The organism is Clostridium fessum (assembly GCF_003024715.1).
Taxonomy (GTDB): Bacteria; Bacillota; Clostridia; order Lachnospirales; family Lachnospiraceae; genus Otoolea; species Otoolea fessa.
On record NZ_PYLO01000005.1, the window covers coordinates 112,022 to 128,726 of the forward strand.

The 16,705-nt window shown below is 50.5% G+C and carries 16 protein-coding genes; 1 reads left to right on the plus strand and 15 read right to left on the minus strand.

The features are described from left to right. Window positions 1-47: 47 nt before the first annotated feature. The 15 genes from C7U56_RS13085 to cysK form a co-directional block, all read right to left on the minus strand. Window positions 48-707 carry a hypothetical protein gene (locus tag C7U56_RS13085; protein WP_107001586.1) on the minus strand — a complete coding sequence of 220 codons (660 nt, stop codon included), beginning with the start codon at window positions 705-707 and terminating at the stop codon, window positions 48-50. Between the two features lie 155 nt (window positions 708-862). Next, window positions 863-1,888 (minus strand): acyltransferase family protein, encoded by a 1,026-nt coding sequence (locus tag C7U56_RS13090; RefSeq protein WP_107001587.1) that lies wholly within the window; start codon window positions 1,886-1,888, stop codon window positions 863-865. A 30-nt stretch (window positions 1,889-1,918) separates the two neighbouring features. Beyond that, window positions 1,919-2,566 (minus strand): DNA repair protein RecO, encoded by a 648-nt coding sequence (gene recO, locus C7U56_RS13095; RefSeq protein WP_022359740.1) that lies wholly within the window; start codon window positions 2,564-2,566, stop codon window positions 1,919-1,921. Between the two features lie 20 nt (window positions 2,567-2,586). Further along, on the minus strand, window positions 2,587-3,504 hold the full coding sequence (era, locus tag C7U56_RS13100) for a GTPase Era (RefSeq protein WP_022359739.1): 918 nt from the start codon (window positions 3,502-3,504) through the stop codon (window positions 2,587-2,589). 26 nt (window positions 3,505-3,530) lie between these two features. Beyond that, entirely contained in the window at window positions 3,531-6,449 is a 2,919-nt protein-coding gene (locus tag C7U56_RS13105) for an insulinase family protein (protein ID WP_107001588.1), read from the minus strand. A 113-nt stretch (window positions 6,450-6,562) separates the two neighbouring features. Next, a complete protein-coding gene (locus C7U56_RS13110) occupies window positions 6,563-7,375 on the minus strand; it encodes a YdcF family protein (protein ID WP_107001589.1) in 813 nt (270 codons plus the stop codon). Between the two features lie 34 nt (window positions 7,376-7,409). After that, complete coding sequence (locus tag C7U56_RS13115) at window positions 7,410-8,648, minus strand: peptidase U32 family protein (protein WP_107001590.1); 1,239 nt, start codon at window positions 8,646-8,648, stop codon at window positions 7,410-7,412. A 14-nt stretch (window positions 8,649-8,662) separates the two neighbouring features. Next, window positions 8,663-9,304 (minus strand): O-methyltransferase, encoded by a 642-nt coding sequence (locus C7U56_RS13120; RefSeq protein WP_022359735.1) that lies wholly within the window; start codon window positions 9,302-9,304, stop codon window positions 8,663-8,665. Continuing rightward, on the minus strand, window positions 9,291-9,704 hold the full coding sequence (locus C7U56_RS13125; RefSeq protein ID WP_107001591.1) for an MltG/YceG/YrrL family protein: 414 nt from the start codon (window positions 9,702-9,704) through the stop codon (window positions 9,291-9,293). The genes C7U56_RS13120 and C7U56_RS13125 overlap by 14 nt, the downstream gene beginning before the upstream one ends. Window positions 9,705-9,734: 30 nt before the next feature. Beyond that, window positions 9,735-11,402, minus strand: a complete 1,668-nt coding sequence (locus C7U56_RS13130) for a ribonuclease J (RefSeq protein WP_022359733.1) — start codon at window positions 11,400-11,402, stop codon at window positions 9,735-9,737. Window positions 11,403-11,436: 34 nt separating this feature from the next. Beyond that, complete coding sequence (locus C7U56_RS13135) at window positions 11,437-11,739, minus strand: DUF1292 domain-containing protein (RefSeq protein ID WP_107001592.1); 303 nt, start codon at window positions 11,737-11,739, stop codon at window positions 11,437-11,439. 56 nt (window positions 11,740-11,795) lie between these two features. Beyond that, the gene (ruvX, locus tag C7U56_RS13140; RefSeq protein WP_107001593.1) at window positions 11,796-12,233 is read right to left on the minus strand and encodes a Holliday junction resolvase RuvX; all 438 of its coding nucleotides are present in this window, start codon (window positions 12,231-12,233) and stop codon (window positions 11,796-11,798) included. A 107-nt stretch (window positions 12,234-12,340) separates the two neighbouring features. Then, complete coding sequence (locus C7U56_RS13145; protein ID WP_022359731.1) at window positions 12,341-12,604, minus strand: IreB family regulatory phosphoprotein; 264 nt, start codon at window positions 12,602-12,604, stop codon at window positions 12,341-12,343. Window positions 12,605-12,714: 110 nt separating this feature from the next. After that, the gene (locus tag C7U56_RS13150) at window positions 12,715-13,884 is read right to left on the minus strand and encodes a PP-loop family protein (RefSeq protein ID WP_107001594.1); all 1,170 of its coding nucleotides are present in this window, start codon (window positions 13,882-13,884) and stop codon (window positions 12,715-12,717) included. Window positions 13,885-14,177: 293 nt separating this feature from the next. Then, window positions 14,178-15,113, minus strand: coding sequence for a cysteine synthase A (gene cysK / locus C7U56_RS13155; protein WP_107001595.1), 936 nt, complete (start codon window positions 15,111-15,113; stop codon window positions 14,178-14,180). Between the two features lie 807 nt (window positions 15,114-15,920). Here cysK and C7U56_RS13160 point away from each other — a divergent pair. Further along, window positions 15,921-16,679, plus strand: coding sequence for a tRNA threonylcarbamoyladenosine dehydratase (locus C7U56_RS13160; protein WP_107001596.1), 759 nt, complete (start codon window positions 15,921-15,923; stop codon window positions 16,677-16,679). Window positions 16,680-16,705 lie beyond the last annotated feature (26 nt).

Genomic DNA, 16,705 nt, shown 5'->3' on the forward strand with positions numbered 1-16,705 from the left:
TCTTTCGATATCTGGCAGATGGACGAATTTAACAATCATTCTGTTTTTTATCTTTTAAAAATCACATAAGCCGTGCCTGTTTCCGGCAGACTGACGGTTGAATCGTCTTTTAACTCGGTATTCGAACTGCGGTAAAGCACTTTTCCGCCGACCATCAGCGTCGCACCGCCCTCGCTCCGGACTGCCATGCCGCTCTTTTCATTTTGAACCGTATCCGTTCCGGCTTCGCTTCCATCTGCCTTTACCAGCTCACCCTCGGAAAACCATCCATCGGCAATCGCCTCCGAAAGCGGCTTTGCCTCCAGCGCCGTCAGGGAGTTGCTGGTGTCCTCGTTGTCATTCGTCTCTCCGAATGCTTTCAGATCTTCAAAGGAAGCATAATCAAAGATCGCAGTCACCGTGTCTTTTCCCGCCTTCACACTTTTCAATGCTGCCGGCAATCTCTCGGCATTTTTCTGGTTCTGTGCCAGCGCCCCGGCGCCTTTTTCTTCATTAAAATGAATCACTGCCGTCTCTAAATACTGCTTTAATTCATTCTCATCGACCGAAATACCGCCGGTCTGCTCCACCAGAGCACTCGACAGCGCTCCGTCTTTTGCCACATATACGCAGCTCTCCGAAGGGGAAAAGGCGGTTTCCCGTGAGCCACAGCCGGACAGCATCACACCCACGGTACACGCTGCCAGAAGAAATCCTCTTTTTTTCATTGCTCTTCCTCCCAAGCGCAAAAATGCTCCTACAACCAAGTTTTTATAGTATACCTGCTTTTCTATGTATTTTCAAGACTTGGACCTGAAAAAACGCATACTCGCACTTCCGTTTCCAGAGATACCTGCCTTTCAACCGTAAATCCTGCTTTTTGTCAACGTCCCCCATTCAGGGTCTTCCAGATGTCCGGACGGTACCTCCGCAACACGCGCGCCGCCTGATAACAGAGTGTCACTGCAAGTAGCGGCATGCACACATACATAAACATCGAAACCAGCTGGCTGCCCGGAAATAGCAGCGCCGCCGCCTTATTGAGGAAACGGACCACCACAAAGTGCGTCGCATAGATAAAAAAGGTGCAGGTCATAAACGGTCTGACTTCTCCCAGCCAGCGCTCGTTTACCATCATCCAGATACCGATGACTGCCAGAAGCTGGTAGAGAACGATTCCCGGCACAAAATAGTGGGTATAATAGCTCCTGCTGAGCACGATTCCCACTGCCAGCAGGCACACCCCCAGTGCCGCCCGCTTCCACGACCATACCGCCTCCGCCCATTTTCTCCCGTGCAGCGCCGCATAGGCGGCAAAGGAATAATAAATCAGGGCGTCCAGATTCAGCTCCGGCAGCGCCACCCCCTTGAAAAGTGCCACAAGCAGCACCAGCAGAAATGCCGCGCCGGTCCAGATATTTTTCAGAAACAGATACAGCACCGGTGCCAGCAGCACCAGCAAAATGATCTGATACATGAACCAGAACACCGGATTGAAGGTATACTTGGTGATCGCCTGCCATGCCCCGGACGTCGTGATCACCAGATCCGTCCGGTTGGCGATCGTCTGCAGTCCCGGAATCCGGCTCGCCGCCACATACGCCACGTAGTAGATAGTATTCCAGAGCAGGTACGGAACCAGAAGCGAATGCAGACGTTTATTTAATTTTTCTCCCAGCCGCTTCATCGTGAAGTTCCGGTAGAACAGGTAGGCAGACAGCATGATAAAGCATGGGATGTCCACCCGCAGAATTTCCTGCATGACCGGGTACTGGAAATGCCACCACGGTGCGTCCTGCCCCAGTTCCGGGAAAAACAGATCCGCGTTGCCGGAATGCGTCCAGATGACCATGAGGCAGCAGATGAAATTGAACCAGGCGATTTTCTGGTGGAATTTGGCTTCTGGCATATAAACAGCTCCTCCCTGGATAGTTGTATGTTATGTAATCGTCTGCAATATCTCCAATGAGTGAAAACTTTTATCTACATACGCCCTCTTATTCCGCTCCACATTCGCCGCAAATTGTGCAAATGCATCTTCTTTCAGAAGAAATGTATACAACTTCTCGATCGGCGCGTAGATGACGTACTGCCAGGCGTAGCGTGCGGAGTCTCCGGCGCGCAGGGGTGGATCTTCGGTGTATTCGCCGTTGATGACCATGATTTTTAACTCGAAGATACGCTGTACAAGTTTGTTGGGGAGTGCGGGTTTTAGGAGGGCGCGGAAGGACTGGTAGAGTAATCGCAGCATTTCTCTTGCCTCCAGACCTTCTCTTCCGAAGTATTCGGCGAATTCAGCAAAATAGGAGGCGTAGCAGGCGCACTCAACGTCCTGTTCAAGTCCTTCGAAATAGTTTTCGATCTCCGCGCCATAAAGATTGTAGGCATCCCGCGTCTCAGAAAGTGTGAAGGTTCCAAATGCGAAAGGCCGGCTTGCCGCACGCAGCAAACTTCCAGTGCGCTTCGCCCCGCGGGCAAATGCCGTGATTTTTCCGCGGTCTCCCGTCAGGAGAATCAGACGTTTATCAAATTCACCGACCGGGGCTGCATAAAGCACCATTCCGGTTGTCTGTATCAAATCTCGCATGCAGCCCTTCCTTCCCTCACTTAAATTTCTTTCGGGTTATATCCGTAATTCTTCATATACATATCGCTGTCTCTCCACTCCCGGCGCACTTTAACCCAGAGTTTCAGGTTGACCTTCGTGTCCATCAGATTTTCAATTTCCATCCGGGCAGCGGTTCCGATACGTTTTAACATCGATCCGCCTTTTCCGATGATGATGCCCTTGTGGGAATCGCGCTCGCACACGATCGTTGCATCCACGTCGATGATGCCGTTTGGGCGCTCTTTCATCTGGTCGATGACAACTGCAATGCCGTGCGGGATCTCGTCGTCCAGCATCCGAAGCGCTTTCTCGCGGATCAGCTCCGCTGCGATCTGGCGCATCGGCTGGTCGGTGACGGTATCCTCATCGTAAAACTGCGGACCTGCCGGGAGATATTTAAAAATACTGCTCTTGACATCCTCGATATTCATCTCTTTGAGAGCCGAAACCGGGATAATCTCCGCAAAATTCAAAATATCCTTATATGCCGCGATAAAGGTCAGAATCTCTTCCTTCGATTTGACCGTATCAATTTTATTAATAACCAGAATGACCGGCGTCTTGATCTTCGAAAGCTGCTCTGCAATGTGACGCTCGCCTGCCCCGATGAAGGTGGTCGGCTCTACCAGCCAGAGAATCACGTCAACCTCTTTTAACGTATTCTCTGCGACATTGACCATGTACTCGCCCAGCTTGTTTTTCGCCTTGTGGATACCCGGTGTGTCCAGAAAAATGATCTGTCCGCGCTCGTCTGTGTAAACCGTCTGGATACGGTTCCGGGTCGTCTGCGGCTTCTCAGATGTGATCGCGATCTTCTGTCCGATCAGGTGGTTCATCAGCGTGGATTTGCCGACATTCGGACGCCCGATCAGGGTCACAAAGCCAGATTTAAACTCTTTTGTATCTGTATTTGCCATCTTGTTTCCTTTCACTTACATTTTGTTTAGTTAAACAGATTCTTCACCGTCTTAAACAGATCCTGATTTGCCTTGACTTTCTCTGCATTTCCAATCGCACAGATGCTCTGCTCACTGAGCACTGCCCTGATAATCGGCGCCAGCTCCCGGATATCCTCCGGGGTAACTGCCAGGATCTCGTCTCTCTCTTTCTGGATCATCGCATCCGTCACGCCGGTAAACCAGGCCGCGTCGGCGCGAATGCCTTTGTACGGCGGCAGAAGCGGCGCATCAAGGTCGCTGATGGTTCCAATCACGAATTTCGTCATATCACGCTCGTCTGCCTCAAACTGCTCCAGATACGGCACGATGCCCTCGTAAACCTCATTCGTCTCGCGCAGGTTCGGATCGCGGTAGGAAACGAAATAGCTGTCGCCAAACCGTCCGGCTCCATTCATGACGCCGTAAGCGCCGCCCTTGACACGGACATTGATCCACAGATAATCATATCCGAGAATGACTTTCAGCGTCCGCAGCGTGCCCTTGTATGCCAGCCCTTTCTCCACGAAATTGCCGCAGCGCGCCAGATAATTGACCTGGGAGGAGGTCATGAATCCCTCGTTTAAGTTCTCTTTTTTCCACTCAAACGGATAAACGGTTCCATCGCCCTGTGGAAGACGTTCTTTTAAGAGCGGAAGTGCTGCTTCAAGCCCTGCCTGATCGCCAGCTGCTGCCGTGTAGCTTATCAGCATATTTTCTTTCGTAAACAGGCGTGCCGCCGTCTCTTTTAATTTCGCGATCACCTCGCCCTTTTTCTCATCAAAGTGCTTTGCCGTCTCTTCAAGGAACTGGTAAAATCCGATTCCGCCCGTGCAGTCGTCAAATGCCGATTCTGCCGAAAAATAGGAGCTGGCTCTCATCACTGCCGCTGAATGTGCCGCCTGATTTAAACGCATCTGGCTCTTCGATTTCGTCTCCGCCACAATCTCGCCGAGACGTTTCTCATCATCAAGGATTGAATCAAGCAGAATCTCCGCGATCGCTGAAAATCCGAAGTCCAGCTTCTCGCACAGCACCCGGGCACTCGCGGTAAAAATACCGGTAAACGCGCCCTGTTCCCGACTGTCCGCATAGGAGCTGACGCTGAGCGTGATACCGCCGGTATTTAAGTTGATCTCATCCGACAAATCGCTGTATGTGTGTTTCGTCGTATCGACAAATCCAAGCACTGCTTTCAAAAGTCCCACATACGGCAGAGCCCTGGATGGTACACGGTCGGTACGGAACATCACGCGCAGATAACCGATGCCTGAGGTAAAGAGCTCATGTGCCAGCACCTTGGTTCCGCTAATCTCGCGCTCGGTCAGGATAAATTTTTCCGCCTCTTTGCGGATATCTGACCGTTTCAACAGCGGAATCTTCTCTAAATCTTCCTTCGGGGACGGGGTGTCCTGATACTCTTTCAGCTCTTTCGTGCCATCCACGATCGCCTGAATCTCCTCCGCGCCCAGGCTCTTCTTATATGCTTCCAGCTTTTCACGCAGCTTTTCATCCTCGATCGCCGTCAGTCCCCGCTTCGGACTGACCGTGATCACCGCCTCAAACGGGTTATCTAAGAGATATTTGCGGATCAGTTCCTCAAAATATCCCTCTTTTGCCGCTTTTTTGAGGAATGCAAATGTCTCCTCATATTCCAGGTGCATCAGCGGATCGCCGCCGTACAGCCAGCTGTCTAAGCACTGCAAGCCGTACATCAATCCTTTCGGCGCGTTGCCGAAATCTGCCTCGCGGCTGCGGAATTCATAGTAGTTGATGCCCGCCAGCAGGCTCTTCTGGTTGATGCCATCATCTGCCAGCTTCTTAAGCGTTCCCTTGACGGTCTTTAAAAATGCCTCTTTCTGGCTGCCATCCGCATTTTTCGCGATGACGGAAAAATATGGCTGTAAAATACCATTTTCATAGCTTCCCAGGATATCCTGACCAATCCCGGCGCTGATGAGTTCTTTCTTTAAAATGGCGCCCGGCGCGTCCAAAAGCACATACTCCAGGATTTGAAATGCCATGTATAAAATCGGGTCGAGATCGTCGCCCACCACCGTATTAACCGACAGGTAGGTTGCGTGATCCTCCGGCTCATCCTCAGTGATCGGATAGAAGATCTCGCGGTCCTTCGGCGCGTCAAACGGCTTCTGGTAGTGAATTTCAGAATCCACCGGCTGACGGTCATAGTGGCTTAAATACTCACGATCCAGCCAGTCCAGCTTCTCTGCCATATCCATATTTCCGTACAGATAGATAAAGCTGTTGGACGGATGGTAGAATTTGCGGTGGAAATTCAGGAAATCCTCATAGGTCAGCTCCGGGATAACCTCCGGGGCGCCGCCGGACTCATGCGTATAGCAGATATCCGGGTAAAGCGTGTTCTGCGTGTAGCGGTCAAGCACGCCCTCCGGGGAGGAAAATGCACCCTTCATCTCATTGTAAACGACACCGTTTACCGTGATCGGGCTGTCCGCCGACTCCATCTCGTAATGCCAGCCCTCCTGGCGGAAAATCTTCTCTTCTTTATAGATATTCGGATGCAGAACCGCGTCCATATAGACGTCCATCAGGTTCTGGAAATCTTTGTCGTTGCAGCTTGCAACCGGGTATACCGTCTTATCCGGGTAGGTCATCGCGTTTAAGAAGGTATTTAAGGAGCCCTTTACCAGCTCTACAAACGGATCCTTGACTGGAAATTTCGCCGAACCGCACAAAACGCTGTGCTCCATGATATGCGGCACACCCGTGCTGTCAGATGGCGGGGTACGGAATCCGATGCAGAATACCTTGTTCTCATCGTCATTCGAGAGCAGGAACACTCTCGCTCCCGTCTTCTTATGTTCCAGAAGAATCCCATCAGAATTCAGCTCTTTTACGTGTTTTTCATTCAGGATCTGATAGCTCTTCAAATCTTTTACTGTCATGCTGTCTTTCCTTTCTCTGAAACGATTCCACAGTGCATACAGACATCTGTTGAATCGTTACTGTTCACGCATACGTGAACAGTAACGTTGAATCGCACCTTTTTTTCTTTTTTTTACAGTCTTCCCATAAATTTGTCTTTTAGTACGGCAAATGCCTCCCGCAGCCACAGGTGCACCGCCAGCACCGGGTCGCACGCAGCTGCCACGCCGACCGGCTCAATCTCCTGTCTGCGCGCGATCGCCTCCGCCCGGAACACATGGTAATTGCTCGTCAGAATCCCGATCCGGATGGTATCGCCGTCCGGGCGCTCACGGTAAAACTCCATCAGGTGTGCCCGCGCCGCCTGCGCCTTGTTGTATTCCTGCCGGTCGATCACCGTCCGGCTGAACTCGATGTTCTGCACCGTGTCGGAAGACTGGTCTTCAATCAGCAGCTTATCCTCCGGAATCCCGTTGTACTGTAAATATTCGTACATCGCCCGCGCCTCGCTGATCTCCTCGCCCGGACCTTTTCCGCCGGAAAGCACCAGAACCGTGTTCGGATATTCCTCCGAATACTCGATCGCCCGATCCAGACGCTGCTTTAGGGAATTGCTGATCTTGGTGCCGCGCACACGTGCTCCCAGCACGATCACATAGTCCGCCGGCTGTCCCGTCGCCGTAATGGCGCTCCAGCCGATCAAAACCTCCGTGATCACCAGAATCAGAAATCCCGCCGCACATACTGTCCCGACGGAAACGCCGATCCACACGGGGATTCTGCCCTCATGCTGGCTGCCAAACCACCATCCAGCCGCCAGAAGTCCCAAAAAGATCGCCAAGCAGGGCCAGATCAAGGCAAACGAAGTCGAAACACCTGAATAAATAACAATTATGATATAATATAACAGGCACAGGACCGCCGTTCCTCCTAAAAACCAAACCATCTGTCATCCTCCTGATGTCCATCCAGCCGCACCTTTACAAATCCAGCGCTTCGTCCTCACGCCGCAGGATATCCTGCGGCTCCGCTATACCGCCTAAGTCTACCCAGAGCTGCTGCTTCGGGTGCGGTGCGCTCTCCTGCGCGGTTCCATCCTCAGTAAAGATGCCTTTCACTTCCACACGCAGGTTACGTCCGTCCGGCTTCATGATCTCGATCGTCTCTCCCACGCTGAATTTATTCTTCTGCTCCAGATGAACCAGGCCATCCCCGCGCACAGCGCCGACCGTTCCCAGATAGGTGTACGGTTTTACATAAGTATTGCTTCCGTATACCTGCGACTCGGTACCCGGTTTATGGAAATAAAATCCGGTGATGTATTCCCGGTGGGTACATTTGCGGATCTCACTCTTATACCACTCCATCTTGGACTGGTATTTTTCCGGGCTTTCCAGATAATCGTCGATTGCGATTCGGTAGGTTCTCGCCACGGTTGCCACATAGAGTGCTGTCTTCATGCGTCCCTCGATCTTGAAGCTGTCGATTCCTGCTTCGACCATCTCCGGAATGTGCTCAATCATGCACAGGTCGCGGGAGTTGAAAATATAGCTGCCGCGCTCATTTTCATAGACCGGCATCCACTCGCCCGGTCTTGTCTCCTCCGCCACCGCATATTTCCAGCGGCACGGATGAGTACAGGCGCCCTGGTTCGCGTCGCGCCCCGTCAGAAAATTGCTGAGAAGACATCGTCCTGAATAGGAAATGCACATCGCTCCGTGGATGAAGCTCTCGATCTCCATATCCTCCGGAATATGTTCGCGGATCTCGCGAATCTCCTTCAAGGACAGCTCCCGTGCCGTTACCACGCGCTTCGCGCCCTGTTTATACCAGAAAAGGAACGTCCCGTAGTTTGTATTATTTGCCTGTGTGCTGATATGGATCTCCATCTCCGGGAGAATGCGTCTGGCAATCTCAAAAACACCCGGATCGGAAATAATCAGCGCATCCGGCTTGATTTCTTTCAGTTCTGTGAAATATTCTTCCACACCGGCTAAATCATCATTATGTGCAAAAATATTTGCTGTAATATATACTTTGACGCCGCGCTCATGGGCGAACGCAATGCCCTCTTTGATCTCTTCGTTCGTAAAATTCTTCGCCTTTGCCCGCAGACCAAACGCCTCGCCGCCCAGATAGACCGCATCGGCTCCGTAAAGGACCGCCGTCTTGAGGACGTCCAGGCTGCCCGCCGGGATTAAAAGTTCCAGTTTTCTCATGTTTTTCCTTTCTTTTATCGCTTTACACTTAACGCCACGCCATCCCCGATCGGAATGACAGACGTCTCAAATTCTTTCATGTGTGTCAGTTCATATAAATAATCGCGCATCCGCGTGTGGATCGTCCGGTTGCGGCGCTCGACCGCATAGCGGGATTCCACGATATCGCCGTCCTGTAAGACATTGTCCGACAGAAGAACGCCGCCGGACGGCAGCAGACGCAAAATCTGAGGCAGCCAGTGCATATACTGCCCCTTAGCCGCATCCATAAATATAAAATCATAAGGGCCGGAAAGCGTCCCCAGTATCTCTTCCGCATCGCCTTCCAGTAAAGTAATGCACGGCTCTTTTCCTGCCCTTTCAAAATTGCGCTTGGCAATCGGTATTCTTTTTTCGTACTTCTCAATCGTCGTGATCCGGCAGTTTTCCGGCATCACACGGCTCATCAGTAAAGCCGAATAGCCCACAGCCGTTCCTACCTCCAGAATCGACTGCGGGCGCTTGAGAGCAATCAGTGTTTTCAGAAATGCGGAGGTCTCCCTGCGGATGATCGGCACGCAGTCAGCCAGCGCTTCTTCCTCTATCGAGTCGAGCAGCGGTCCGTTTCCCGCGTCCAACGACTGGATATAGGCGGTAATTCTGTCATTTACTATCACTTTTATCCTCCTCCGGGCTGGCGGCAGAAGCTGCCGCCTCATCCATCTCCTTCAGCATCTCCAGAGAAGTCTGGGCGGTGCTGAACTGATAGGTTCCCGGATATATCTTGTATTCATAAATCTTTGCCTGCAGCACAAAGACCACGCGGCTCCTAATCAAACCGACGCGTTCCAGCGCTTCGCCTGCCTCGGAGGTGCTTTCGCTTTCCTCGATGGTAACCGTTCTCATTCTTCCCGGCTCTGCCTCAACTGCGGTCGGGTTAAATATCTCATGCCCCAGCCAGTAACCCTTCGTTGCGCCCTCATAGAGCAGAAACAGTGTCAGTACCAGAAAAACGATCCGGAACACACTGTCCAGAATTGATACTGCGATATGGGGTTCCCCAGATCTCCGGCTCATATTCCACCTCCGTGCTGCTTTTGCAGTCTTCTACACTTCCATGATGATCGGAAGAATCATCGGATTTCTCTTCATCTTCTTCCATAGGAAATCACTCAGGCTGTCGCGGATAATGTTCTTGATCTTGCCCCAGTCGCTCACGTGCTTCTCAAGACAGCCTTGTACGGCTTCATCCACGATTCTCTGTGCCTCTTCCATCAGATCCTCGGACTCACGCACATAGACGAAACCTCGGGACACGATATCCGGTCCCGCTAAGAGCTGGTTGCTGTATTTCTCCAACGTCAGTACCACAATAATGATACCATTCTGTGCCAGGTTCTGGCGGTCGCGCAGAACGATATTTCCGACATCACCGATGCCCAGACCATCGACCAGGATGCCGCCCGCCTGTACATGGTCGGCAACACGGTAGCCTTCGTCCCCGATCTCGATCACATCACCTGAGCGCATCAGGATGACATTTTCCTTCGGAATGCCCATTGAAATTGCCAGGTTGCGCTGCGCCATCAGGTGGCGGTATTCACCGTGTACCGGAATCGAGAATTTCGGACGAACTAAGGAGTACATCAGCTTGATCTCCTCCTGGCAGGCATGTCCGGATACGTGGGTATCCTGGTTGATAACCTCTGCGCCCTTCATCGACAGCTCGTTGATAACTCTTGCAACGGCTTTCTCATTGCCCGGAATCGGGGTGGAACTTAAAATAACCACGTCGCCCGGCATAATCGAAACCTTCTTGTGCAGGTCTGCCGCCATACGGGACAGTGCAGCCAGAGACTCGCCCTGGCTGCCGGTCGTGATAAGGACGGTATCCTCTTTCTTATAATTTTTCAGATGTTCAATGTCGATCAGTGTATTTTCCGGAATATTAATGTATCCAAGTTCGCTCGCCGTGCCGATGACATTGACCATGCTTCGGCCCTCGACCACTACCTTACGTCCATAGTGGTATGCCGTATTGATGATCTGCTGGACACGGTCTACGTTGGAAGCAAACGTCGCAACGATGATCCGGTTGTTCTTGTGCTCTGCAAAAATCGAATCAAAGGTCTTGCCGACGGTGCGCTCCGACATCGTAAATCCCGGACGGATCGCGTTGGTACTGTCGCACATCAGCGCCAGCACGCCTTTCTTTCCAAGCTCGGCAAAACGCTGCAGATCCGCCGGTTCGCCGAATACCGGTGTGTAATCGATCTTGAAGTCGCCGGTGTGGACGATAATGCCAGCCGGGGAGAAGATCGCAAGCGCCGATGCATCTGCGATACTGTGGTTCGTCTTGATGAACTCAATCCGAAAACATCCGAGATTGATGGACTGTCCGTGCTTTACGACCTTGCGGCGGACGGTCTTCATCATATTATGCTCTTTTAATTTATTCTCAATCAGTCCGATCGTCAGTTTAGTGCCGTATACCGGTGCCGGAACATCGCGGAGTACATACGGCAGCGCGCCGATATGGTCCTCATGTCCGTGCGTGATCACAAAGCCCTTGACTTTGTCAATGTTGTTCTTTAAATAGGATACATCCGGGATAACCAGATCGATTCCCAGCATATCGTCGCTCGGGAATGCCATACCGCAGTCTACTACAATAATGCTGTCTTCATATTCGAAGGCAGTCATATTCATACCGATCTGTTCCAGACCACCGAGCGGTATGATCTTTACCTTATTATGATTTGTTTCCTTTTTCAATCAATGCACCTCCAAAAATTCGATTTTTAGATTTTTATTCGATATCAACGCCCAGATCGCTCATCAGCTCCGCAAACACCTTGGACATGTACTCCAGTTCTCCGTCATCGTCCACAAATTCGTAAGCTGCTTCTGCATCCTCCGGCTTTGATGTATCTCTCAACAGATAGCACTCTCCATCGCCGTCCTTCGTATCACTTGCCAGCAGATAGGACTCGCCATTTAACTTTGTCTCTTCCAGGACATACAGCTTCACTTCCTCGCCGTTCTCATCCCTCAGCGTGATGCTGTTTTCCATATTATTCAGTTCATCTAACATTGAATCCAGGTTTCCCATTCTATGATTCTCCTTCTATTCTTTATTTTCAATCATTGATTTTTATCACTGATAATTTATTCTTCCGCTTTTCCTTGTGCCTGTAAATCCAAATATCCCTGCAAAATCAATACTGCCGCAATCTTATCAATCACGCTCTTCCGGTTTTCCCGGCGCACTCCACTCTCGATCAGGATCTGCTCCGCCGCATTCGTCGTCAGGCGCTCGTCCCACATAACGACCGGAAGGTTCGTCCGCCGTTCCAGCATCTCTTTAAATGCCAGCGTCTTTTCAACGCGCTCTCCCAGCGTATTATTCATATTTTTAGGATACCCCAAAACAATCGTCCCAACCTCGTATTCCCGGATCAGCTCTTCAATCCGGACGCAGGTCTGGCGAAGTTTGTTCTCATCCTTCCGTGTGATCGTCTCAATCCCCTGTGCTGTAATGCCTAACGGATCGCTGACTGCCACTCCCGTGGTCTTCGATCCAAAATCAAGCCCCATAATTCTCATATTCTATTTTCTCCATAACAAAACAAGCTGGCAGCCCGTCAGATATTGGACTGTTGTCGCCAGCTGTTTACTCTTCCGCTTTTTAATTGCCGTGCTGCATCCACTCTTTACTGAAGCTTCGTCTCAATATATACCTTCACAAGCTCTTCCAGAATTTCGTCACGCTCTACCTTCATAATCAGGCTTCTGGCACTCTTGTGGCTGGTAATATAAGTCGGATCTCCAGACATAATATATCCTACAATCTGATTGATCGGGTTGTAACCCTTCTCCGTCAGCGCTGTATATACCTGTTCCAGAACCTGGCTTGCCTCCAGCTTCTTCTCTTCCTGTACTGCTCTAAAAAACTGTGTATTGCTGATATCACCCATTTTGTCTTCACGTCCTTTTAAATACCCGCCGCGCTCTGTCACTCTGCAGATCCATGCGTGCAGGTAAACTACTCTTTTTTATTTTACTCTACTTTACCCCATTCGGCAAGTTATTTTTTATCATTATAATCATCCAGGAAATTGTACGTCCAATCGTCCTTGTGGTAACCGATCACAGTCTTTAAGTTGATATTGTGGACACTCTTAAAGATATTTTTCTCGATCACGTCGCTCTCCTTGCGGAAATGGGCGATCAATTCCTTCATCTCATCGCGCTTGGAACCACGTCCGCCTCCGCAGCTCACGCAATTTTCAGTAAAACGGCACGCGCACTGTATAAACTGCAGTCCGTTGTAATCACGCCACGCCTTGACCGCATCTTCCTTGATAAGGTACATCGGGCGGATCAGCTCCATGCCCTCGAAATTCTGGCTGTGCAGCTTCGGCATCATCGTCTCAATCTTGCCGCTGTACAGCATTCCCATGAGGATCGTCTCAATCACATCATCAAAATGATGCCCAAGCGCAATTTTATTGCAGCCCAGCGCTTTCGCCTGTGCATAGAGGTGACCGCGTCGCATTCTGGCACAAAGGTAGCACGGATTCTGTTCGATCGTCGCCACCGTGTCGAAAATATCGCTCTCAAATACCGTCAGCGGAATGCCGAGAAGTTTCGCATTGTCCTGGATGATCTTCCAGTTATCCGCATTGTAGCCCGGATTCATCACTAGAAAAACGGTTTCAAACTGGAATTTTCCATGTTTTTTCAATTCCTGGAAAAGTTTCGCCATCAGCATGGAATCCTTGCCGCCGGAGATACAGACTGCGATCTTGTCGCCCTCCTGAATCAGGTCGTAGGTGTTGAGTGCCCGCGTAAACGCCCGCCAGATCGGCTTGCGGAATTTTTTTATAATACTCTGCTCAATTCTCGCCCGTTTTTCCTCTCGATCCGCCTCGGATTCTCCGCCTACGAAGCGGGACAGGGAAAGGCGCAGCCACGCACGGTAACCACCCTCCACATTGACCGCGTCAAATCCGTCTCCGGTCAGACGACGCACCCACTCCTGGCTCTTCTCGCCGGTATGGCACATCACGTACACTGGATGCATTTTGTCTAACCTGGCTGTTTCTTCCTCATATTGCTCTTCCAGCCGGGACGCCGGGAGGCTTACCGCCCCCGGAAAAGTTCCGCGCATATACTGATCCTGCGGGCGGATGTCCACGATCGTCTTCTCCGCATCCTTTAACGCTTCCAGCTCCTCAATCGTAATCGTTTTCATTGTATATTCTCCTGTATCCGTTATCTGCAAAATCCTCTTTAAGAAAAAAATGTAAAAATGTGCCTACCCGTGTACAGTAACCACAATTCTCATGAAATGAAACAAAAGCACAGGATCCGCGCTGACAGTGCTCTGCCAAACAAACGGGTCCTGTGTTTTTCTGCTGTTTTGTTACCGTTCACGCGCACGTAACCAGTCACTCATTTTCTGTTAATTATAACACTCTCCCTGCATTCTGGGAAGTCCTATTTCTATAATTAGTCTCTTATAATTAGTCTCTTATAATTAGTCTCTTAGTCCTCTGTAAAGAGTGGTGTGGAATAATAGCGGTCACCGCTGTCCGGAAGAATCGCTACGATGGTTTTCCCCTTATTTTCCGGGCGTTTTGCCAGCTCAATCGCACCATGCAGGGCTGCGCCGGAGGAAATACCGACTAAGATGCCCTCTTTGTGTGCCAGCAGTTTTGCTGCCGCAAATGCATCCTCATTCTCCGCCTCGAAAATCTCATCATAAATCTTAGTGTTCAGTACATCCGGCACAAATCCGGCGCCGATACCCTGAATCTTGTGTGCGCCGCCCTTGCCTGTCTTTAATACCGGGGATGAAGCTGGCTCCAGCGCTACGACTTTCACATTCGGGTTCTGGGATTTTAAGTATTCGCCGGTACCTGTCAGAGTTCCGCCGGTACCAACACCTGCGATCAGGATATCAACCTTTCCGTCGGTATCATTCCAGATCTCCGGACCAGTGGTTGCTCTGTGAACCGCCGGATTGACCGGATTGACAAACTGACCGGCTAAGAAGCTGCCCGGTGTCTCTTTTGCCAGCTCTTCTGCCTTCTCGATCGCGCCCTTCATGCCCTTTGCGCCCTCAGTCAGGACAATCTCTGCACCGTACGCTTTCAGAATGTTGCGGCGCTCCACGCTCATCGTCTCCGGCATCGTCAGGATGATGCGATATCCCTTCGCTGCTGCGATAGACGCCAGACCGATACCGGTATTGCCGGAAGTCGGCTCGATGATGACAGAACCCTCTTTCAGGACACCTCTCTTCTCTGCATCCTCAATCATGCCTTTTGCAATACGATCCTTCACGCTTCCAGCCGGGTTTAAATACTCCAATTTTACCAGAACCGTTGCTTCCAGTCCCAGCGCTTTCTCAACATTCACAACCTCAACTAACGGTGTGTTTCCTACCAGCCCCAGTGTTCCCTTATAAATGTTTGCCATGATGATTTCCTCCTAATATCTGTGATGATTTTTATATTTTTTAATTTTTATAGATTTCTATAGATTCTTCTTTTTTCCAGAACTCATTTCCAATTTGAAAAACTCGCTCCAAAAGAAGTTTAAAATGCGAAAAGAGCCCATCCTCTATACACATTTCCCGCCCGTCCAATCCAGCTTTTCTGCCGCCTGTCCTGCTTGTTTTTCTGTGTACGCGGATGCGCTCTTTCTATATCCTTAACCCTTATGAATAAAAAGATTCACGAAACCCGTTTTCCCCGGAAGCCCCGCTTACCGAAGTCCAGCTTTCTGGTTTTCGCGTACACAAATGCGACAACAACATCGATCCATACAGGTACAAACATTGCTGCAACACATCGTATTCATCCAAAAACCATTGACTGCTTTCATGATCTTCACTCCTTTTCTTTTTCCTATCAGCTTAGTAGGCATATTATCACTTTATGCAATATCTGTCAACCTTTTTTTGCCCGTTGTTACTGTTCACGCACGCGTGCCCAGTAACGGAATTTGCCGTGGCTTCGCATTTAAATACGGCAAATTCCTGCTGCCACCACGTTTTCTTACGGCACTTTCGGTTCCAAAAGTGCCCACCCGTGAACAGTAACGATTATTTGCACACTTTGTTACGTTTCTTCATGTCTTTCTTGACAAACGCAGACCGCACCTTTACAATAAAATACCGAACTGATGGGTAAAAAACGTTCAGAAACAGAGCCTGCTATTATTTAGTATAGCACAGTTGTGACTGTGAAGCTACTGACAGAATATATTACAAGGGAGTATCATATGTTAAATTCATTTTCACGAACGGAACTTCTCCTCGGCAGGGATGCCATGGAGCGTTTATCAAAAGCACGCGTTGCCATCTTCGGCATCGGCGGAGTCGGCGGCTATGCGGTGGAGGCCCTCGCGCGCAGCGGCGTCGGCACGCTTGATCTCATCGACGATGACAAGGTCTGCTTAACCAACATCAACCGTCAGATCATCGCAACCACCTCCACCATCGGAAAGTACAAGGTCGATGTCGCTGAGGAACGCATCAAATCCATCAACCCGCATGCGGTTGTCCACACCTACAAGACATTCTACATGCCGGATACCGCGAAGGAATTTGATTTTTCCCAGTATGACTACGTGATCGACGCAATCGACACCGTAACGGGAAAACTGATGCTGGTAGAACAGGCAGAGGCAAGCCACACGCCGATCATCAGCTCGATGGGTGCCGGAAACAAGCTGGATCCGGCTGCCTTTGAGGTAACTGACATTTATAAGACTTCCGTCTGCCCGCTCGCGAAGGTCATGCGGCGTGAGCTAAAAAAACGCGGAATCAAGAAACTGAAAGTGGTTTATTCGAAAGAGAAACCGTTGACTCCGGGCGATGATATGGCAATCTCCTGCCGTTCCCACTGTGTCTGCCCGCCGGGAACCGCACGCAGCTGTACCGCCAGACGGCAGATTCCGGGGAGTATCTCTTTTGTGCCGTCCGTAGTGGGACTGATTATTGCTGGGGAAGTTATTAAGGATCTCGTTGGGGTTCATTGATTGCTTACTGATTAATTTGTTAAGCC